Consider the following 20,312-nt stretch of genomic DNA (forward strand, 5'->3'; position numbering starts at 1 on the left):
TGTCAGGACTCCTCATGGCCTGGTTCTGGTTCACGGTCCCACGACAGACGTGGATCAAACGTCATCGCAGAAAACATTGTCATAATGACGACTAAAGCAAACATCAATGCACCCATTGCAGGATAAATGTTCATCAACCCTCCCATACGCACCAGCGCAGAGAGTACCGCAATAACAAAAACATCGATCATTGACCAACGACCGACAAATTCCACAACTTCATAAATGAAATGCATACGTTCACTGTCGCGTTTGCCGTGCCCTTTGGCATCCCAGCACAGCCAGGCAATGGCGATCATTTTTAGCGTCGGCACCAGAATACTGGCAATAAAGATGACCGCTGCCACCGGATAAGAACCTTCGCTCCAGATTAAAACAACGCCTTCAATAATGGTTGATGGCAGTTTTGACCCTAACAAATCGGTAATCATGATCGGCATAATATTGGCGGGCAGATACAGCATGATCGACGTGAACAGGAGTGCCAGCGTCCATTGCAGACTGTTTTTACGTCGCACGTAGCCCGTTGTCTGACAGCGCGGGCAGACCGGCTCGTCAGCGGGAAGAATCGCGGTACAACAGGAGCAGGAACGCAACCCCTGGTGAATACCGGGTACACCGGGTTTTAAGACCTGCTTAACCTCCGGCATTGGCGCGATATCATCCCACAGCCAGCGACGATCGACACACTGAAAGGCGCGCAACTGAAGAACGCAAAACAGGCACCACGGGATAAAGCTGCTCCCCACGCCGATATCGCCATAGGCCATCAGCTTAACAAAGCTCACCAACACGCCTGCGAGGAAAATTTCTGCCATTCCCCAGCTTTTTAACTGAAACAGAATCCGCGCCAGCCACGCTTTCAGCCGCCAGGGCATCTCAACCCGGTTCACCAGCAATAAGATGGTGAACAGGCAAAAAGCAGGAACCAACTGCACGAATAATAAAAAGAAGGTGCCAAGACTGGCGTAGTCTTCTGAAAACAGAACGCCGGGGATTTCCAGCAACGTGACTTCGCTGCTCACCCCTGCGACATTCATGTTCACAAAGGGAAAAAGGTTCGATAAAAGCAGCATGAACAATGCTGCGATAACATACGCGGTGGGACGCTGTCTTGGCGCGTCCCACGCAACGGTTAATGTCGTGCCACATCTTGGACATGCCGCTTTTTGACCATGCGTCAGGCTCGGTAATGCCACCAGCATGTCACACTGCGAGCACAAAATATGCTTCGCGGCATGGTGATGTTCGCACATATGCGCTCCTTTAATTATGCGCCATTCTTCAAAGACTCAAGATACTCCCAGCGCTCAAAGGCTTGCTCAAGTTCTTGTTCCGCTTCGCTCAGATTAGCTAATACCTGCTGCGTTTGCTCATGTGGCTGACTGAAAAAAGAAGCATCAGCAACCTGGGCCTGCAACGTTTCCAGTTTAGCTTCCAGCTCTTCAAGCTGCGCAGGGAGCTGCTCCAGTTCGCGCTGGTGTTTATAGCTTAGTTTGCTGGTGCCGCGTTTTACAATTTCTGCTTTAGGGGCAGCAACTTCCTCAGTTTTTTTGGCAACAGGCTGTTTAAACGCCACATACTGTGACTGCTGCTCGCGTGCGTCATGGTAACCGCCTACATAACGACCAATTCTGCCGCCGCCTTCGAAGATCCAGCACTCGGTAACGGTGTTATCGACAAACTGACGATCGTGGCTAACCAGCAACACGGTTCCCTGATAACCGTCAATCAACTCTTCGAGAAGTTCCAGCGTTTCGACGTCGAGATCGTTCGTTGGTTCATCGAGAATCAAAAGATTGCTGGGCTTCAGAAAAAGACGCGCCAGTAACAGACGATTTCGTTCCCCACCGGAGAGCGCACGCACTGGTGTCATCGCTCGCTTAGGGTGGAACAGGAAGTCCTGCAGGTAGCCCAGCACGTGACGTGGTTTACCGTTGACCATCACCTCTTGCTTACCTTCCGACAGGTTATCCATGACGGTTTTATCCGGATCCAGCTCCGCGCGGTGTTGGTCAAAATAAGCCACTTCCAGCTTGGTACCGACATGGATACGACCGCTGTCAGCCTGTAACTGACCCAACATCAGCTTGATTAGCGTTGTTTTACCGCAACCGTTAGGTCCAATTAGCGCAATTTTGTCACTACGCTGTACCTGCGCCGAGAAGTCTTTCACCAGTTGTTTACCGTTAATCTGGTAATCAACATTCTCCATTTCAAAGACGATTTTACCCGAACGGCTCGCCTCTTCGACCTGCATCTTCGCGGTACCCATCACTTCACGACGCTCGCCACGCTCACGACGCATCGCCTTCAGCGCACGCACGCGGCCTTCGTTACGTGTACGGCGCGCTTTAATGCCCTGACGGATCCAAACCTCTTCCTGCGCCAGTTTGCGGTCAAACTCCGCATTCTGAAGCTCTTCTACACGCAGCGCTTCTTCTTTCTCCAGCAGGTACTGATCGTAATTACCCGGATAGGTCACCAGCTTGCCGCGATCGAGATCGACAATACGCGTTGCCATATTGCGAATAAACGAACGGTCGTGAGAAATGAAGATGATCGTTCCATTGAAGGTTTTCAGGAACCCTTCCAGCCAGTCGATGGTTTCGATATCCAGATGGTTGGTCGGTTCATCCAGCAACAATACGCGTGGATTGCTGACTAACGCCCGGCCCAGTGCGGCTTTACGCAGCCAACCGCCGGAAAGCGATGCCAGTTCCATGTCTGGCTCCAGCCCAAGCTGTTCCAGTACTTCATTGATGCGGTTTTCCAGTTGCCACAGATTGTGGTGATCCAGCTGTTCCTGAACCTTCGCCAGTTCCTGCAGGTTTTTATCACTCGGATCGGTGATCACCAGATGCGAAATATCATGGTAACGCTTGAGATACACCGCCTGCTCTGCAATCCCTTCGGCAACGAAATCGTAGACGGTACCCTGCACGTTACGCGGCGGATCCTGCTGCAGACGTGCCACAACCAGATCCTGTTCATAAATAATACGTCCGTCGTCAAGACCCTGTTCACGGTTGAGGATCTTCATCAGCGTCGATTTGCCCGCGCCGTTACGGCCAACCAGACAAACGCGCTCGTTATCTTCGATATGCAGTTCAGCATTATCAAGAAGCGGCGCATCGCTGAACGACAGCCATGCACCATGCATACTGATTAATGACATTTATTTTTCCTTTCAGGCTGCTGTAATCAGCCAGCAATTGTGGATCTGACGGTTACGGGCAAAGTCCTGAGAAAGCGTTTTTTGGGTAATTTCTTGTGCTTTCAATCCCAGTTCAGCCAGGCCGTCGAGATCCATACGGAATCCACGTTTGTTGTTAGAGAACATGATCGTGCCGTCTTTACGCAGCAGACGCTTCAGATCTTTCATTAGCGCCAGATGATCGCGCTGCACGTCAAACGAGTCTTCCATACGTTTTGAGTTAGAGAAGGTCGGTGGATCGATGAAGATCAGATCAAACTGTTCATTGGCTTCGCGCAGCCAGCCCAGGCAGTCGGCCTGAATTAAACGATGCGCGCGGCCGCTCAGCCCGTTAAGTCGCAGGTTACGTTCCGCCCACTCCAGATAAGTACGAGACATATCGACCGTTGTGGTGCTGCGCGCACCGCCAAGCCCGGCGTGTACGCTGGCGCTGCCGGTATACGAGAACAGATTAAGGAAATCTTTACCCTTGCTCATCTGGCCCAGCATGCGGCGCGCTATACGGTGATCCAGGAACAGACCGGTATCAAGATAGTCGGTCAGGTTAACCCACAGGCGCGCGTTGTACTCGCTCACCTCAATGAATTCACCCTTCTCATTCATCTTCTGATACTGGTTTTTCCCTTTCTGCCGTTCACGGGTTTTCAGCACCAGTTTATTCGGCGCAATCTCCAGTACCGACAGCGTGGCGGCAATGATGTCAAACAGACGCTGGCGAGCCTTCTGGGCATCAACCGTCTTCGGCGGCGCGTATTCCTGAACCACAACCCAGTCACCGTAGCGGTCGACCGCGACGTTGTATTCTGGCAGGTCAGCATCGTACAGGCGATAGCATTCAATGCCTTCCTGACGCGCCCATTTTTCCAGCTTTTTGATATTTTTACGCAGACGGTTGGCGTAGTCTTCCGCCACCGTGGCAGGCTTACTGTCTGCGGTGGTTTCCGCGACGTGATAGTTTTTCTGTACGCAATCCAGCGGGCCGTTTTTGGCTTTAAACTGCTTGTCAGCGCGTAATTGCAGACTGCTGAGCAAATCCGGTGAGGCGCTGAACAGCGACAGATTCCAGCCGCCAAACTGGTTTTTCATCGTGCGGCCCAGCAGGCTGTGTAGTGCGATCAGCGCCGGTTCGCTATCCAGACGTTCACCGTACGGCGGGTTGCTGATAACGGTACCATACGGACCTTGCGGTAGCGGGTTACTCAGTTTCGCTACGTCTTTGACGTCAAATGTCACCAGATCGGCAATCCCAGCGCGGCGGGCGTTGCTGCGCGCTTTTTCAATCACTCGGGCGTCACTATCAGAGCCATAGAAGTGCGACGTATAGTCCGCCAGCCCTTTACGCGCGCGAACCTGTGCTTCCGCTTTCACCTCTTGCCAGACCGCTTCATCATGCTGCGCCCAACCGTTAAAGCCCCAGTAGCCACGGTGCAGACCGGGTGCGCGATCGGTTGCCCACATCGCGGCTTCAATCAGCAGCGTACCGGAACCACACATCGGATCGAGCAGCGGCGTACCCGGCTGCCAGCCAGAACGCATCACGATAGCCGCAGCCAGCGTCTCTTTGATCGGCGCCTGACCGGCACGATCGCGATAGCCGCGCTGATGCAGACCATCACCGCTAAGATCGAGGGCAATGCTGGCGGTATCTTTGTTCAGCCAGACGTTAATACGCAGATCCGGGGATTCGCGATCCACATTCGGACGGGCCATATTTTTACGGGTAAAGGAATCGACAATCGCGTCCTTTACTTTTAATGCGCCGTACTGGCTGTTACGAATGGTGTCGTTTAAGCCGCTAAAATGCACGGCAAACGTCGCTCCTGGGTTAAATATCTCTGTCCAGTCGATTGCCTGAACACCGAGGTACAGATCAAGATCGCTGTAGACCTTGCACTCTCCCATCGGCAGGATAATGCGCGAGGCCAGGCGGCTCCACATCAGGCTCTGGTAAACAAGCCGCGTGTCGCCCTTAAAATGGACCCCACCCTGAACCACCTGGCACTCCGCGGCGCCGAGGTTTTCCAGTTCAGTTTTTAACAGCTCTTCCAGCCCACGGGCCGTACTGGCAAACAGAGAATTCATAATGTCACTTTTACTCCAATAAAATTGCTGCGCATTATAGCTAATCTCGCGCCCTTGTCATAAAGTTGAAGGCTTATTTTCGTTCGAGGGGCTGTACAGTGGTAACGTTAACCCGACTTTTTGTTCATCCGGTTAAATCAATGCGCGGTATTGGGCTCACGCACGCCCTGGCAGACGTTAGCGGTCTGGCCTTTGACCGCATCTTTATGGTTACCGAACCCGACGGAACGTTCATCACCGCCCGGCAGTTCCCCCAGATGGTCCGTTTTACCCCTTCCCCTTTACACGATGGGTTGCACTTAACCGCACCCGACGGCAGCAGTGCGTTGGTCCGTTTTGCCGACTTCGCCACCCAGGATGCGCCAACAGAAGTCTGGGGAAACCATTTTACTGCACGTATCGCGCCAACAGCTATCAATCAGTGGCTCAGCGGTTTTTTCTCGCGCGATGTACAGTTACGCTGGGTTGGCCCACAGTTAACCCGCCGGGTCAAACGCCACGACGGCGTACCGCTCTCGTTCGCCGATGGTTTTCCTTACCTTCTGACTAATGAAGCCTCACTGCGCGATGTGCAGCAACGCTGCCCGGCCAGTATCAGAATGGAGCAGTTTCGCCCCAACCTGGTGGTCTCAGGGGCTAGCGCCTGGGAGGAAGACACCTGGAAGGTGATTCGCATTGGCGAGGTCATCTTTGATGTGGCAAAACCCTGCAGCCGCTGTATTTTCACCACTATCAGCCCTGAAAAAGGCCAGAAACATCCGTCCGGTGAACCGCTGGCAACGCTGCAAACCTTCCGCAGCGCGGTGGATAACGGCGATGTCGATTTCGGTCAGAATCTCATTGCCCGCAACAGCGGCGTGATCCGCGTTGGCGATGAAGTTGAAATTTTGTCCACCGGGCCCGCCCGAGCTTACGGCGCGGTGGCTTCCGATGACACTATTGCACAGCAGCAGCAGCCTGATGCCAGCGTGCTTATCGACTGGCAGGGGCACACCTTTCGTGGCAACAATCAACAGGTGTTACTGGAACAACTGGAAAACCAGGGGATCCGGGTTCCTTATTCGTGCAGGGCGGGGATCTGCGGATGCTGCCGGATTCGGCTGGTAGAGGGCGAAGTCAGTCCGCTGAAAAAATCAGCGATTGGTGATGACGGGACGATTCTTTGCTGCAGTTGTGTGCCAAAAACAGCGGTCAGGCTGGAGAGTTAAACGGCCTGCTCAAGGCTGAAACTGTCGACAGGGAGTTGCGGTTTCAGTCTGTCATTCATGATTTTAATGGCGTCGCCAAGCTGCATGGTGCGCCCGGCAATAACCACGCCCGGCTGTGCCAACAGACACAGGGCCGCATTTTCCCCCGGCTCAACCACTAACAGATTGACCTGTTCCTCGGTATCGCTTAAATACACGCAGGCAGCGTCACCTATCCTCGGTGACCAACTAACAGTGTGCGCCACAAAGTGCCAGCTTTTTGGCATTTGCGGTTTTAGATAACGAATAGCCACCAGCGCATTGAGTACCAGCTCCGCTTTTTGTTCTTTGGCTAAATCCAGATCACGGCATTTTTCTTCAAAAGAAAAATAAAGCGCGGCATCATCAACACAAAAACCGGACGGAGAGAATGCATCGGGTGTGAGCATTTTGCGCGCAAAACGCGAACGAAATAACATGCCATTGGCTAAATCGAGCATCATACGATCGTGCTCTTCATCATAATACCAGCGCCAGTTATCGTCGGGTTTAATTCGCATCAGTATCTCTCCATTCCTTAATCATCGTCGTTACGACAGTATCCTTTTGCCGCTTCGTTTATTGCCCTAATAATAAAAGCTCAGAATGTTTAAATAAGCAACAGTAAAGGAATATAAAACAACCAGGGCCAGAAATAAAGCCCTGGTTTGTGATTAAGGTAGTATTCAGATATTGGTGATGATTTCTTTAATCAACGGCGGGCCTTTAAAAATAAAGCCTGAATAAATCTGAACCAGGGAAGCCCCTGCGGCTATTTTCTCACGCGCAGCGATGACTGAGTCGATACCGCCAACCCCGATAATCGGCAGTTGCCCTTTTAATTCCCGGGACAACATGCGAATAATTTCGGTGCTTTTTAATTGTAACGGTCGACCACTCAGGCCACCCATTTGATCGCAATTTTTCATTCCCTGTACCAGGGAGCGATCGAGCGTGGTGTTGGTGGCAATGACGCCATCAATATTATGGCGAACTAAACTGTCGGCCACCTGGATCAGTTCTTCTTCAGAAAGATCCGGGGCGATCTTTACCGCCACCGGAACATATTTATGGTGGATCGCCTGGAGATCGTTTTGCTTATTTTTAATTGCCGTCAGCAAATCATCCAGCGCTTCGCCGTATTGCAGCGTGCGTAACCCTGGCGTATTAGGTGAGGAAATATTAATCGCAATATAGCCAGCATAAGCATAGACTTTTTCCATACAAATCAGATAGTCATCTTTGCCATTCTCTACCGGGGTATCTTTGTTCTTACCAATATTGATCCCCAGAATGCCGTCAAAATGCGATTTCTTAACGTTCTCTACCAGGTTATCAACGCCCAGGTTATTGAAGCCCATGCGGTTGATCAAACCTTCTGCGTCAACCAGACGGAAAAGACGTGGCTTATCATTACCCGATTGAGGACGTGGCGTCACGGTGCCTATCTCAATTGAGCCGAACCCCATTGCACCGAGTGCATCAATGCACTCCCCGTCTTTATCCAGCCCGGCGGCAAGACCGAGCGGATTCTTAAACGTCAGCCCCATGCAGGTCACCGGTTTTGCCGGTACTTTCTGGCGGACAAGCGCTTCGAGCGGCGTGCCCGTAATGCGACGTAATTGCTGGAATGTCAATTCATGAGCGCGCTCTGGATCGAGCTGAAAAAGGGCTTTACGAACGAAGGGGTAGTACATGAACTCTCCTGGATTCCCGGTGTGCAAACCGGGGGCGTATTATGTGCGATCGTGAACAAAAAGGGAATTGACCTGCGGCAATAAAACGCAAACGTTTTCTTTCTTCTCCTCCTTTTATGCAGTTTTCAGCTTTTCTATCCCGCATAAATCATTTCGATAAACAAAATCTCTCTGCCAGACTGCACAAATTGTTATCAATGTTAAATAAAAACGAATATTTGGTTATAAGGAGAGAATATAAATATGCGCGTTATCACTCTGGCGGGTAGCCCACGCTTCCCCTCTCGCTCCAGCGCCCTACTGGAATATGCGCGAGAAAAACTGCATGGACAGGATGTCGAGGTCTATCACTGGAATCTGCACAATTTTGAGCCCGAGGATCTGATCTATGCGCGCTTCGACAGTCCGGCACTGAAGACGTTTATCGAACAGTTGCAGGATGCAGACGGACTGATTGTCGCCACGCCGGTCTACAAAGCGGCCTATTCCGGCGCATTGAAAACCTTGCTTGACCTGCTCCCCGAACGTGCACTGGAAGGCAAAGTCGTGTTGCCACTGGCCACCGGCGGCACCGTAGCACATTTACTGGCCGTCGATTACGCCCTGAAACCGGTACTCAGCGCACTGAAGGCCCAGGAGATCCTGCACGGCGTTTTCGCCGATGATTCGCAGGTTATTGATTATCAACATAAGCCGCAGTTTACGCCGAACCTGCAATTACGCCTGGACAGTGCACTCGAGACCTTTTGGCAGGCGTTGCAGCGTCGTGATGTCCAATTTGTGCACGTGAACACGCTGCGGGGTACCGCCCATGCTTAATTTACTCAAACGCCATACGCCGTGGCTGGCGCTGACCGGACTGCTGTCTTTATCCACGCTGGTTCACGCCGCAGAGACCGCGCCAGACGCCCTGCGCATTGGCTATCAGAAAGGCAGCGTCAGCATGGTGCTGGCTAAAAGCCATCAGTTGCTGGAAAAACGCTACCCGCAAACAAAAATCTCCTGGGTAGAGTTCCCAGCCGGCCCGCAAATGCTGGAGGCGCTCAATATCGGCAGCATCGATCTGGGCAGCACTGGTGATATCCCGCCGATTTTTGCTCAGGCCGCCGGGGCCGATCTGGTCTATGTCGGCGTCGAACCGCCAAAACCGCATGCAGAAGTGATTTTGGTACCGAAAGACAGCCCCATCCACACCGTCGCAGAGCTTAAAGGGCATAAGGTCGCCTTCCAGAAAGGCTCCAGCGCGCACAATCTGCTGTTGAGGGCCCTGCAGCAGGCCGGGTTGAAGTTTACCGATATCCAGGCCACCTATCTGACGCCCGCCGATGCGCGTGCCGCTTTCCAACAGGGGAATGTGGATGCATGGGCAATTTGGGACCCTTACTACTCCGCCGCCTTGCTGCAGGGTGATGTACGCGTACTCAAAGACGGTACCGACCTTAAACAGACCGGATCGTTTTATCTCGCTGCACGTCCTTATGCCGAGAATAACAGCGCATTTATTCCTGGCGTGCTGGACACCTTCAGCCAGGCCGATTCCTTAACACTCAGCCAACGCCAGCAGAGCATCACCCTGTTGGCGAAAACGATGGGGCTACCTGAGCCGGTCATAGCGTCCTATCTGGACCATCGCCCGCCAACCTCCATTACGCCCGTCAGTGCTTCTGTTGCCGCATTGCAGCAACAAACTGCCGATCTGTTTTATGACAATCGGCTGGTGCCGAAAAAAATCGACATTCGCCAGCGAATCTGGCAACCCACTCAGCAGACAGGAGCAAAATTATGAGTCTGAATATGTTCTGGTTTTTACCCACGCACGGTGACGGCCATTATCTGGGAACAGAAGAAGGTGCACGCCCGGTCGATCATGGTTATCTGCAACAAATCGCGCAAACGGCCGACCGCCTGGGATTTACCGGGGTACTGATCCCGACAGGCCGCTCCTGTGAAGATGCCTGGTTGGTTGCCGCCTCAATGATCCCGGTCACCCAGCGGTTAAAATTTCTGGTCGCGCTGCGCCCCAGCGTGACGTCCCCCACGGTGGCGGCACGCCAGGCGGCGACGCTCGACAGACTGTCCAACGGTCGGGCGCTATTTAATCTGGTAACCGGCAGCGATCCACAAGAGTTAGCAGGTGATGGTGTTTTTCTCGATCACACTGAGCGTTATGAAGCCTCCGCTGAATTTACCCAGGTATGGCGACGCTTGCTACAGGGCGACACCGTGGATTTTAACGGTAAACACGTTCACGTCCGTGGGGCAAAACTCTTTTTCCCGCCCGTGCAACAACCCCATCCGCCACTGTATTTCGGCGGGTCTTCCGACATAGCGCAGGAACTGGCCGCTGAGCAGGTTGATCTCTACCTGACCTGGGGTGAGCCGCCCGACTTGGTGAAAGAGAAGATAGAGCAAGTACGGGCAAAAGCAGCGGCGCTTGGGCGTAAGATCCGCTTTGGTATTCGCCTGCACGTGATTGTGCGCGAAACCACCGCTGAGGCATGGCAGGCAGCGGATCGCCTGATTGCCCATCTGGATGATGACACCATTGCCAAAGCCCAGGCCGCTTTCGCCAGAACCGACTCTGTGGGCCAGCACCGAATGGCAGCGCTGCACAACGGCAAGCGCGACCAACTGGAAATTAGCCCGAACTTGTGGGCGGGCGTTGGACTGGTACGTGGCGGGGCCGGGACCGCACTGGTGGGGGATGGTCCAACAGTGGCGGCACGGATTAATGAGTATGCCGCGCTGGGTATCGACAGCTTTGTGTTGTCCGGGTATCCACATCTGGAAGAGGCGTACAAGGTCGGCGAGCTACTGTTCCCGCATCTGGATGTCTCGATCCCAGAAATACCGCAGCCGCAACGCCTGCATCAACAAGGTGAAGCCGTGGCGAACGAATTTATTCCGCGTAGCGTCGCGCAACGCTAAGGAGCCCGATGATGGCAACGCCGCAAAATAAGTGGTTACTTCGCTTTGCTCCGTGGTTTTTACCGATTGGTCTGGTGGCGCTCTGGCAGCTGGCATCATCCATGGGCTGGCTGTCCACCCGCATCCTGCCCTCTCCAGAAGGTGTAGTAGAAGCTTTCTGGACGCTTTCCGTCAGCGGCGAGCTTTGGCAGCATCTGGCGATCAGCACCTGGCGGGCAGCGATCGGCTTTTCTATTGGCGGATCGATTGGCCTGACGTTGGGGCTGATAAGCGGCCTGTCACGCTGGGGGGAACGGTTGCTGGACACCTCGGTGCAGATGCTGCGTAACATACCGCATCTGGCGCTGATCCCTCTGGTCATTTTGTGGTTCGGTATTGATGAATCCGCCAAGATCTTTCTCGTTGCCCTGGGTACCTTGTTCCCGATTTACATCAATACCTGGCACGGGATCCGCAATATCGATCGCGGGCTGGTGGAAATGGCTCGCAGCTATGGGTTATCCGGTATTTCACTGTTTATCCATGTGATCCTGCCCGGCGCTCTGCCCTCGATCATGGTCGGCGTACGTTTTTCCCTTGGGCTCATGTGGCTGACGCTTATCGTGGCGGAAACCATTTCAGCGAACGCTGGCATCGGCTACCTGGCAATGAATGCCCGCGAATTTCTGCAAACGGATGTGGTCGTGGTGGCCATCATTCTCTACGCCCTGCTCGGCAAGTTGGCCGACATCAGCGCGCAACTACTGGAACGTAGCTGGCTACGCTGGAACCCGGCTTACCATGCGAAGGAGGTCACCGTATGAATACCACGCGTTTAAATCAGGGAATTCCGCTACTGCTAAGCGGCGTAACAAAACGCTACGGCGCCAATACGGTGCTCAATCAGCTAGATTTGCCTGTTCCAGCGGGGCAATTTGTTGCCGTGGTGGGCCGCAGCGGTGGCGGGAAAAGTACCCTGCTGCGTCTGCTGGCCGGTCTGGAATCGCCCACCTCAGGGGAATTGTTCGCCGGCACCGCGCCGCTGGCAGATATTCAGCATGATACGCGAATGATGTTTCAGGACGCACGCCTGCTGCCGTGGAAATCAGTCATTGATAACGTAGGACTGGGCCTTAATGGCCACTGGCAAGATGCAGCCCGGGATGCGCTGACGTCTGTTGGGCTGGAAAATCGGGCGCAGGAATGGCCTGCCGCCCTTTCCGGTGGGCAAAAACAGCGCGTGGCGCTGGCACGGGCACTGATTCATCGTCCCGGATTACTGTTGCTGGATGAACCACTGGGCGCGCTGGATGCGTTAACCCGTCTGGAAATGCAAGATTTGATTGTCTCGCTGTGGCAAAAGCAGGGATTTACCGTACTGCTGGTCACCCATGATGTCAGCGAAGCGGTGGCGATGGCCGATCGCGTGTTGCTGATTGAAGATGGAAAAATTGGTCTGGATTTGACGGTAGATATTCCACGTCCACGCCGACCAGGTTCAGTGCGCCTGGCAGAACTGGAAGCAGAAGTGTTGAATCGGGTGATGCAGCGTGGCGAGGCAGAACAGTCAATCCGACTACATGGATAAACATTCAGGACATTGTAGGCCCGGTAAGCGTTTGAGCCACCGGGCATTTTGCCGGATGGCGGCTTTACCGCCTTCTCCGGCCTACAAAACCACAGGTCAACGTCTCAGGCTAACGCTTTGGTTATCTTCTCGAACAGATCGCCGGACAGATTCTCCAGACCTTTCAGTTGCTCGAGCGCCGCACGCATCTTCGCCTGGCGTTTGGCATCATAACGTTTCAAGCGGATCAGCGGCTCAATCAGACGTGAGGCCACCTGCGGGTTACGGCTGTTCAGCTCGGTCAGCATGTCGACCAGGAACTGATAACCGCTACCGTCTTCCGCATGGAACGCCGCCGGGTTGCTGCCCGCGAAAGCGCCAATCAAAGAACGAATACGGTTCGGGTTGCTCATGCTAAAGGAACGATGCTGCAACAGGCCGCGTACCGTTTCCAGCACGTTGTCCGCCGGGCTGGTGGATTGCAGGATAAACCATTTATCCATCACCAGACCGTCATGATGCCACTTGTCGTCATACGCCTGCATCAGCGCATCGCGACACGGCAACTGCGCCGCTACCGCCGCAGACAGGGCCGCCAGCGCATCAGTCATGTTATTGGCTTCACGGTACTGCTTGCTCACCAGGGTATCTGCCAGATGCGTTTCGCCGAAAGCCAGGAAACGCAGACAAGCATTACGCAGCGTGCGTTTGCCAATATCGCCATGTTCAACGCGGTATTCTGCAAGATGGTTGGCGTTATACACGGCCAGGAACTCATCTGCCAGTTCGGCAGCCAGCGTACGGGTTAACGCCTCGCGCACGTCGGTAATCGCCACTGGATCGATAATCTCAAACAGCTCGGCAATTTCATTCGCCGAAGGCAGCGTCAGGATTTCTGCCGCCAGCGCCGGATCGATTTTCTCATCCAACAAAATGGCACGGAACGCATCAGCCACGTGCACCGGCAGCGACAGCGGTTGCCCTTGCTGATGGCGAGCAACGTTCAGCTTGATATAGGTGGCCAACAGGCTTTGCGCCGCATCCCAACGAGAGAAATCGTTACGCGCGTGACGCATCAGGAAGGTTAACTGCTGATCGCTCCATTTATATTCCAGTTTTACCGGTGCAGAGAATTCGCACAGCAGCGCCGGAACCGGCTGGAAGTAGACGTTATCAAAGACAAAGGTTTGTTCCGCCTGGGTGACGTTGAGCACAGAATTCACCGAATGCCCGCCTTTTTGCAACGGGATCACTTTGCCTTCGTTGTCGTACAACTCAATGGCAAAAGGAATATGCAGCGGCAGTTTTTCTGCCTGATCCGGTGTAGCCGGCGTACGTTGGCTTATCGTCAGCGTGTACTGTTCGGTGGCCGGGTTATAGTCATCACGTACGGTCACAATCGGCGTACCGGACTGACTGTACCAACGGCGGAAATGCGAGAGATCGACGTTAGACGCATCTTCCATCGCCTGCACGAAATCATCACAGGTCGCTGCGCTGCCATCATGGCGCTCAAAATAGAGCTGCATCCCCTTCTGGAAATTCGCTTCACCCAGCAGGGTGTGGATCATCCGGATCACTTCTGCGCCCTTTTCGTATACGGTCAGGGTATAGAAGTTGTTCATCTCAATGACACTATCCGGGCGGATAGGATGCGCCATCGGGCTGGCGTCTTCGGCAAACTGCAGACCGCGCATGGTACGCACGTTGCTGATCCGATTAACGGCACGAGAGCCAAGGTCGGAGCTAAACTCCTGGTCGCGGAACACGGTTAAGCCTTCTTTCAGGCTCAACTGGAACCAGTCGCGGCAGGTCACACGGTTGCCGGTCCAGTTGTGGAAGTATTCGTGGCCGATCACGCGCTCAATATCGAGGTAATCTTTGTCGGTGGCGGTATCGGTACGCGCCAGCACGTATTTGGAGTTAAAGATGTTCAGACCTTTATTCTCCATCGCGCCCATATTAAAGAAGTCCACCGCGACAATCATGTAGATATCGAGGTCATACTCAAGGCCAAAACGCTCTTCATCCCACTTCATGGAATTTTTCAGCGAGGTCATCGCCCACGGTGCGCGATCCAGATTGCCGCGGTCGACGTACAGCTCTAACGCCACTTCTCGCCCGGAACGGGTGGTAAAGGTGTCACTCAGAACATCGAAATCACCGGCTACCAGGGCAAACAGGTAGCATGGTTTCGGGAACGGATCCTGCCACTGTACCCAGTGACGACCGTTGTCCAGCTCGCCCTGAGCAATACGGTTACCGTTAGACAGCAGGAACGGATAGCGGGTTTTATCGGCGATAATTTTAGTGGTAAACCGTGCCAGCACGTCAGGACGGTCGAGATACCAGGTAATATGGCGGAAACCTTCCGCTTCGCACTGCGTGCACAGCGCTTCGCCGGACTGATACAGGCCTTCCAGTGCGGTATTCGTCGCCGGACTGATTTCATTCACGATACGCAGCGTAAAACGTTCCGGCAGGTGGCTGATGACCAGCGCCCCTTCTTCTTCTTTATACTCTGTCCACGGTTCGTCGTTCACGTGGATTGACACCAGGGTCAGATCCTCGCCATTCAGGCGCAGAGGGGCATCAGACGCACCATGACGGACAGCCTGGCTCACGGCAGTGACCACGGTTTTTTCAGCATCCAGGTCAAAGGTCAAATCAATATCAGTAATCTGGTAATCCGGCGCACGGTAGTCGTGGCGGTATTTGGCTTGTGGCTGTTGTGTCATAAAAAACCTTTAGCATCTATGGTAGAGTCTCGGGTTCAGTCTATTCCTGTTGCGTAAATCGCGCTACGCAGAATGTTCATCTTTTCAGGCACAAACACCCTTTTTGCTACATTTATATAACACGAGGCACGAATTGCCCTCGACCAGAAAGTCAGCTTATGGTGTGATCGGGGTTCAATAAATCGCTAAACAGGGTATACTCCAGCGGTTTTCTTAGTTGTTTATTGTACTAAACGCTCCCGTGAGAGGATGCTACTGCGCACCTATGACACAATTCGCTTCTCCTGTTCTGCACTCGCTGCTGGATACAGATGCTTATAAGTTGCATATGCAGCAAGCCGTTTTTCACCACTACTATGATGTACAAGTAGCGGCTGAATTTCGTTGCCGTGGCGATGACCTGCTCGGTATTTATGCCGATTCTATTCGCGAGCAGGTGAATGCTATGCAGCACCTGCAACTGCAGGAGGACGAGTACCAGTGGCTCTCCGGCCTGCCTTTCTTTAAAGCTGATTACCTCAGCTGGCTTCGCGATTTCCGCTATAACCCGCAGCAGGTATGCATCACCAACGATAACGGTAAGCTGAATATTCGTTTAACCGGCCCGTGGCGTGAAGTCATCATGTGGGAAGTCCCGCTGCTGGCAGTGATTAGCGAGCTGGTGCACCGCTACCGTTCACCAGAAGTCGGTGTGCCGCAAGCGCTGGATGAACTGGAAGGCAAACTAGTCGAATTCTCTGCTTTAACGAAAGTTGTCGATATGTCCCGCTTCCATCTGATGGATTTTGGTACGCGCCGTCGTTTTTCGCGTGACGTGCAGCAGGCGATTGTTAAACGTCTCCAGCAAGAGCCATGGTTTGTGGGCACCAGTAACTACGATCTCGCCCGCCGCCTGTCATTAACTCCAATGGGGACTCAGGCACACGAATGGTTCCAGGCTCATCAACAAATTAGCCCTGAACTTGCCACCAGTCAGCGCGTCGCACTTGCCGCATGGTTGCACGAGTACCCTAATCAACTCGGCATTGCGCTGACCGATTGCATCACCATGGACGCCTTTTTACGCGATTTCGGCGTTGAGTTTGCGACCCGCTATCAGGGTCTGCGCCATGACTCTGGCGATCCGCTGGAATGGGGTGAAAAAGCCATCGCGCATTACGAGAAATTGGGTATCGATCCACTGAGCAAAACGCTGGTGTTCTCCGATAATCTCGATTTGAAGAAAGCAATCGAACTGTATTGCCACTTCTCTTCTCGCGTGCAGCTGAGTTTTGGGATTGGCACGCGCTTAACCTGCAATATTCCTCAGGTCAAGCCGCTGAATATCGTTATCAAGCTGGTCGAATGCAACGGCAAACCGGTGGCGAAGTTGTCCGACAGCCCGGGTAAAACCATTTGCCATGATAAAGCGTTTGTCCGCGCGCTGCGCAAAGCCTTCGATCTTCCGCATATCAAAAAAGCCAGTTAATCTCTCCAGGGAGTCGTTTCGACTCCCTTTTCGCGTTTATTTCCGAAATCTTTCACTCCAGCTACGAATTCTGCTTGTCTGATTGCAGATGCCAGGTAACATAGGTATCCCCCCCCATTTACGGGTGGACATGTGTTTATATATCCGACTATTAACAGAGAGACTATTATGAGCGTAGTGCCTGTAGCCGACGTACTCCAGGGCCGCGTAGCCGTTGACAGCGAAGTCACCGTGCGCGGATGGGTGCGTACCCGCCGAGATTCAAAAGCTGGCATCTCCTTCCTCGCCGTTTATGACGGTTCCTGCTTTGATCCTGTACAGGCCGTCATCAATAATTCTCTGCCCAATTACAATCAAGACGTATTACGTCTGACGACGGGCTGCTCGGTTATCGTAACGGGTAAAGTCGTTGCGTCTCCAGGACAGGGACAGAGCTTTGAAATCCAGGCAACCGAAGTTGAAGTGACCGGCTGGGTTGACGATCCTGATACCTACCCAATGGCCGCTAAACGTCACAGCATTGAGTACCTGCGTGAAGTGGCGCATATGCGTCCGCGCACCAACATGATTGGTGCAGTCGCGCGCGTTCGTCATACGCTGGCGCAAGCGCTGCATCGCTTCTTCCACGAGCAGGGTTTCTTCTGGGTATCCACTCCGCTGATCACCGCCTCCGATACCGAAGGCGCCGGTGAAATGTTCCGCGTTTCAACGCTGGATCTGGAAAACCTGCCGCGTAACGATCAGGGTAAAGTCGATTTCGATAAAGACTTCTTTGGTAAAGAAGCGTTCCTGACCGTTTCAGGTCAGCTGAACGGCGAAACCTACGCCTGTGCCCTGTCCAAAATCTATACCTTTGGACCGACCTTCCGTGCAGAAAACTCCAATACCAGCCGCCACCTGGCTGAGTTCTGGATGCTGGAGCCGGAAGTTGCGTTTGCCGATCTGAACGATGTTGCGGGCCTGGCTGAAGCCATGCTGAAGTACGCGTTCAAAGCCGTACTGAATGAGCGTGCAGATGACATGAAATTCTTCGCTGAACGTGTCGACAAAGACGCGATTTCACGCCTGGAGCGTTTCATCGAGGCTGACTTCGCGCAGGTGGATTACACCGACGCGGTAAGCATTCTGGAAAACTGCGGTAAAAAGTTCGAGAACCCGGTTTACTGGGGCGTGGACCTGTCTTCCGAGCATGAACGTTACCTCGCGGAAGAGCACTTTAAAGCGCCGGTGGTGGTTAAAAACTACCCGAAAGACATTAAAGCGTTTTATATGCGCCTTAACGAAGACGGTAAAACCGTCGCGGCAATGGACGTACTTGCTCCAGGAATCGGTGAGATCATCGGTGGTTCCCAGCGTGAAGAACGTCTGGACGTGCTGGATGCCCGTATGCTGGAGATGGGGCTGAACAAAGAAGATTACTGGTGGTATCGCGATCTGCGCCGCTACGGCACCGTTCCGCATTCTGGTTTCGGTCTGGGCTTTGAACGTCTGATAGCCTACGTTACTGGCGTACAAAACGTGCGTGATGTTATTCCGTTCCCGCGTACACCGCGTAACGCCAGCTTCTGATCCTGAATGATTCTGCCAAAGGCCAGCATTGCTGGCCTTTTTTATATCCATCGCCCATACACCGTTTTTTCACTTAAGACAGACTCGCCATTCTCCCTGAATACAACCTCTTACTCCATTTGTCCTGTTACGTAATGTTTCTCTGCAATACATATGAACAAAAAACAATCAGTTCTTTTATTGTGGATTAGCATTTTCTGATTAAATAGACCATTTTTTAATCACTCGCATGGCATTCTGGATGGCCAAAAATAGTCAACTGTAAAAATCGAACTTTCCATTATTCGCACAGAAAAACGCCGTTATGATAATTAAATATAAGAAAATCATATAAATAGAAATGAAAGTGCTGTTTTTTAGCGCGGAGACAACTGAAGTTTGAAGTTGTTCACAAAGTTGCATAAAAATAACATTTGGTTACACATTTTTTCTTTTTGAAACCAAATCTTTATCTTTGTAGCACTTTGACGGTAGCGAAACGGTTGTTTGAATGGAAAGATGCCTGTCAGACACATAAAGACACCAAACTCTCATCAATAGTTCCGTAAATTTTGATTGACGGAATTTATTGGCGGCAGTGGCAGGTGTCATATAAAAACCGATGAGGGTAATAAATAATGATGAAGCGCAATATTCTGGCAGTGGTTATCCCTGCTCTGCTGGTAGCCGGGGCAGCTAACGCTGCAGAAGTTTATAACAAAGATGGCAACAAGCTGGATCTGTACGGTAAAACCGTTGGTCTGCACTATTTTTCTGACAATGCTGATAACGATGGCGATCAGACTTATGCCCGTCTTGGTTTCAAAGGGGAAACTCAGATTAACGATCAACTGACCGGTTACGGTCAGTGGGAATACAACTTTGCCGGCAACAATTCTGAAGGCGGTAGTGACGCTCAGAACGGCAACAAAACCCGTCTGTCATTTGCCGGTCTGAAATACGGCGACGCAGGTTCTTTCGATTACGGTCGTAACTACGGTATCGTTTACGATGCACTGGGCTACACCGATATGCTGCCAGAGTTTGGTGGTGATACTGCATACAGCGACAACTTCTTCGTGGGTCGTGTGGGTGGCGTTGCAACTTACCGTAACTCCAACTTCTTCGGTCTGGTTGACGGCCTGAATTTTGGCATTCAGTACCTGGGCAAAAATGAACGTGCTGGCAACATCGGCCGCTCTAACGGCGACGGTGTGGGCGGTTCTGTAAGCTACGAAATGGATGGCTTCGGTATCGTCGGTGCTTACGGCGCAGCTGACCGCACCAACGCACAGGAAAACTCTGCCTACGCTAACGGCGGCAAAAAAGCTGAGCAGTGGGCGACCGGTCTGAAATACGACGCTAACAACATCTACCTGGCAGCAAACTACGGCGAAACCCGTAACGCTACTCGCCTCACGACCAACCTGAATGGTACCGAGACCACAGGCTTCGCCAACAAAACTCAAGATTTCTTTGTTGTCGCTCAGTACCAGTTCGATTTCGGCCTGCGTCCGTCCATCTCCTACAACAAATCTAAAGCGAAAGACGTAGAAGGTATCGGCAACGAAGATCTGGTGGACTACATCGAAGTAGGCGCAACCTACTACTTCAACAAAAACATGTCCACCTATGTTGACTACCAGATCAACCAGATCGATTCTGACAACAAACTGGGCGTGAACTCTGACGACACCGTGGCACTCGGTATCGTTTACCAGTTCTAATAGCAGACCTCTTTGCTAAATGCCTAAAAAACAGGACTTCGGTCCTGTTTTTTTATGTCCATCAGCGGATTCTTGCGTCTTCAAAAAACACTCTATCTTTTCGTCACTAACGGTTGGCATTTTGTAAATCTACCG

At 52.7% G+C, this 20,312-nt stretch carries 15 protein-coding genes; 9 read left to right on the forward strand and 6 right to left on the reverse strand.

From position 1 onward, the window contains the following. Nucleotides 1-2: 2 nt before the first annotated feature. From pqiA to rlmKL, 3 genes are read right to left on the reverse strand one after another with little or no spacing between them, the layout of a single operon-like run. Nucleotides 3-1,256 (reverse strand): membrane integrity-associated transporter subunit PqiA, encoded by a 1,254-nt coding sequence (pqiA, locus tag AC3ITF_RS14540; RefSeq protein WP_096757646.1) that lies wholly within the window; start codon nt 1,254-1,256, stop codon nt 3-5. 14 nt (nt 1,257-1,270) lie between these two features. Then, nucleotides 1,271-3,178 carry an ABC transporter ATP-binding protein gene (locus AC3ITF_RS14545; protein WP_181219330.1) on the reverse strand — a complete coding sequence of 636 codons (1,908 nt, stop codon included), beginning with the start codon at nt 3,176-3,178 and terminating at the stop codon, nt 1,271-1,273. A 12-nt stretch (nt 3,179-3,190) separates the two neighbouring features. After that, nucleotides 3,191-5,299 (reverse strand): bifunctional 23S rRNA (guanine(2069)-N(7))-methyltransferase RlmK/23S rRNA (guanine(2445)-N(2))-methyltransferase RlmL, encoded by a 2,109-nt coding sequence (gene rlmKL, locus AC3ITF_RS14550; RefSeq protein ID WP_117341731.1) that lies wholly within the window; start codon nt 5,297-5,299, stop codon nt 3,191-3,193. Between the two features lie 98 nt (nt 5,300-5,397). Between rlmKL and AC3ITF_RS14555 the strand changes: the two genes are divergently transcribed. Further along, on the forward strand, nt 5,398-6,507 hold the full coding sequence (locus AC3ITF_RS14555) for a YcbX family protein (protein WP_117341730.1): 1,110 nt from the start codon (nt 5,398-5,400) through the stop codon (nt 6,505-6,507). Here the strand turns inward: AC3ITF_RS14555 and zapC are convergent. Continuing rightward, the gene (gene zapC, locus AC3ITF_RS14560) at nt 6,504-7,046 is read right to left on the reverse strand and encodes a cell division protein ZapC (protein WP_117341729.1); all 543 of its coding nucleotides are present in this window, start codon (nt 7,044-7,046) and stop codon (nt 6,504-6,506) included. The two genes, AC3ITF_RS14555 and zapC, sit on opposite strands and share 4 nt — an antisense overlap. A gap of 165 nt (nt 7,047-7,211) precedes the next feature. Beyond that, nucleotides 7,212-8,222 carry a quinone-dependent dihydroorotate dehydrogenase gene (pyrD, locus tag AC3ITF_RS14565; RefSeq protein WP_096757651.1) on the reverse strand — a complete coding sequence of 337 codons (1,011 nt, stop codon included), beginning with the start codon at nt 8,220-8,222 and terminating at the stop codon, nt 7,212-7,214. Between the two features lie 243 nt (nt 8,223-8,465). On the opposite strand from pyrD, the gene ssuE reads away from it, so the two are divergent. From ssuE to ssuB, 5 genes are read left to right on the forward strand one after another with little or no spacing between them, the layout of a single operon-like run. Next, on the forward strand, nt 8,466-9,041 hold the full coding sequence (gene ssuE, locus AC3ITF_RS14570; RefSeq protein WP_146717092.1) for an NADPH-dependent FMN reductase: 576 nt from the start codon (nt 8,466-8,468) through the stop codon (nt 9,039-9,041). After that, the gene (locus tag AC3ITF_RS14575; protein WP_489175785.1) at nt 9,034-10,008 is read left to right on the forward strand and encodes a sulfonate ABC transporter substrate-binding protein; all 975 of its coding nucleotides are present in this window, start codon (nt 9,034-9,036) and stop codon (nt 10,006-10,008) included. The genes ssuE and AC3ITF_RS14575 overlap by 8 nt, the downstream gene beginning before the upstream one ends. Next, nucleotides 10,005-11,150, forward strand: a complete 1,146-nt coding sequence (gene ssuD, locus AC3ITF_RS14580) for an FMNH2-dependent alkanesulfonate monooxygenase (protein WP_117341725.1) — start codon at nt 10,005-10,007, stop codon at nt 11,148-11,150. Before AC3ITF_RS14575 ends, ssuD begins: the two co-directional genes overlap by 4 nt. Nucleotides 11,151-11,161: 11 nt before the next feature. After that, nucleotides 11,162-11,953, forward strand: a complete 792-nt coding sequence (gene ssuC, locus AC3ITF_RS14585) for an aliphatic sulfonate ABC transporter permease SsuC (protein WP_137362383.1) — start codon at nt 11,162-11,164, stop codon at nt 11,951-11,953. After that, nucleotides 11,950-12,717, forward strand: a complete 768-nt coding sequence (gene ssuB / locus AC3ITF_RS14590) for an aliphatic sulfonates ABC transporter ATP-binding protein (protein ID WP_174360686.1) — start codon at nt 11,950-11,952, stop codon at nt 12,715-12,717. Before ssuC ends, ssuB begins: the two co-directional genes overlap by 4 nt. A gap of 104 nt (nt 12,718-12,821) precedes the next feature. On the opposite strand, the gene pepN is transcribed toward ssuB, so the two are convergent. After that, nucleotides 12,822-15,434, reverse strand: a complete 2,613-nt coding sequence (gene pepN, locus AC3ITF_RS14595; protein WP_489175786.1) for an aminopeptidase N — start codon at nt 15,432-15,434, stop codon at nt 12,822-12,824. A 265-nt stretch (nt 15,435-15,699) separates the two neighbouring features. On the opposite strand from pepN, the gene pncB reads away from it, so the two are divergent. From pncB to ompF, 3 genes are all read left to right on the forward strand, one after another. Continuing rightward, the gene (gene pncB / locus AC3ITF_RS14600; RefSeq protein ID WP_489175787.1) at nt 15,700-16,902 is read left to right on the forward strand and encodes a nicotinate phosphoribosyltransferase; all 1,203 of its coding nucleotides are present in this window, start codon (nt 15,700-15,702) and stop codon (nt 16,900-16,902) included. Between the two features lie 168 nt (nt 16,903-17,070). Next, on the forward strand, nt 17,071-18,471 hold the full coding sequence (gene asnS / locus AC3ITF_RS14605; protein ID WP_117341721.1) for an asparagine--tRNA ligase: 1,401 nt from the start codon (nt 17,071-17,073) through the stop codon (nt 18,469-18,471). Nucleotides 18,472-19,088: 617 nt separating this feature from the next. Next, nucleotides 19,089-20,177, forward strand: a complete 1,089-nt coding sequence (gene ompF / locus AC3ITF_RS14610; protein ID WP_135912319.1) for a porin OmpF — start codon at nt 19,089-19,091, stop codon at nt 20,175-20,177. Nucleotides 20,178-20,312: the final 135 nt, after the last annotated feature.

The organism is Citrobacter sp. KH_055_1, from assembly GCF_057838705.1.

What these genes read in the sequence shown, in the direction of transcription:
- pqiA (WP_096757646.1), bottom strand. Translation starts at nt 1,256, where the DNA reads ATGTGCGAACATCACCATGCCGCGAAGCATATTTTGTGCTCGCAGTGT.
- AC3ITF_RS14545 (WP_181219330.1), bottom strand. Translation starts at nt 3,178, where the DNA reads ATGTCATTAATCAGTATGCATGGTGCATGGCTGTCGTTCAGCGATGCG.
- rlmKL (WP_117341731.1), bottom strand. Translation starts at nt 5,299, where the DNA reads ATGAATTCTCTGTTTGCCAGTACGGCCCGTGGGCTGGAAGAGCTGTTA.
- zapC (WP_117341729.1), bottom strand. Translation starts at nt 7,046, where the DNA reads ATGCGAATTAAACCCGACGATAACTGGCGCTGGTATTATGATGAAGAG.
- pyrD (WP_096757651.1), bottom strand. Translation starts at nt 8,222, where the DNA reads ATGTACTACCCCTTCGTTCGTAAAGCCCTTTTTCAGCTCGATCCAGAG.
- ssuE (WP_146717092.1), top strand. Translation starts at nt 8,466, where the DNA reads ATGCGCGTTATCACTCTGGCGGGTAGCCCACGCTTCCCCTCTCGCTCC.
- AC3ITF_RS14575 (WP_489175785.1), top strand. Translation starts at nt 9,034, where the DNA reads ATGCTTAATTTACTCAAACGCCATACGCCGTGGCTGGCGCTGACCGGA.
- ssuD (WP_117341725.1), top strand. Translation starts at nt 10,005, where the DNA reads ATGAGTCTGAATATGTTCTGGTTTTTACCCACGCACGGTGACGGCCAT.
- ssuC (WP_137362383.1), top strand. Translation starts at nt 11,162, where the DNA reads ATGGCAACGCCGCAAAATAAGTGGTTACTTCGCTTTGCTCCGTGGTTT.
- ssuB (WP_174360686.1), top strand. Translation starts at nt 11,950, where the DNA reads ATGAATACCACGCGTTTAAATCAGGGAATTCCGCTACTGCTAAGCGGC.
- pepN (WP_489175786.1), bottom strand. Translation starts at nt 15,434, where the DNA reads ATGACACAACAGCCACAAGCCAAATACCGCCACGACTACCGTGCGCCG.
- pncB (WP_489175787.1), top strand. Translation starts at nt 15,700, where the DNA reads ATGACACAATTCGCTTCTCCTGTTCTGCACTCGCTGCTGGATACAGAT.
- asnS (WP_117341721.1), top strand. Translation starts at nt 17,071, where the DNA reads ATGAGCGTAGTGCCTGTAGCCGACGTACTCCAGGGCCGCGTAGCCGTT.
- ompF (WP_135912319.1), top strand. Translation starts at nt 19,089, where the DNA reads ATGATGAAGCGCAATATTCTGGCAGTGGTTATCCCTGCTCTGCTGGTA.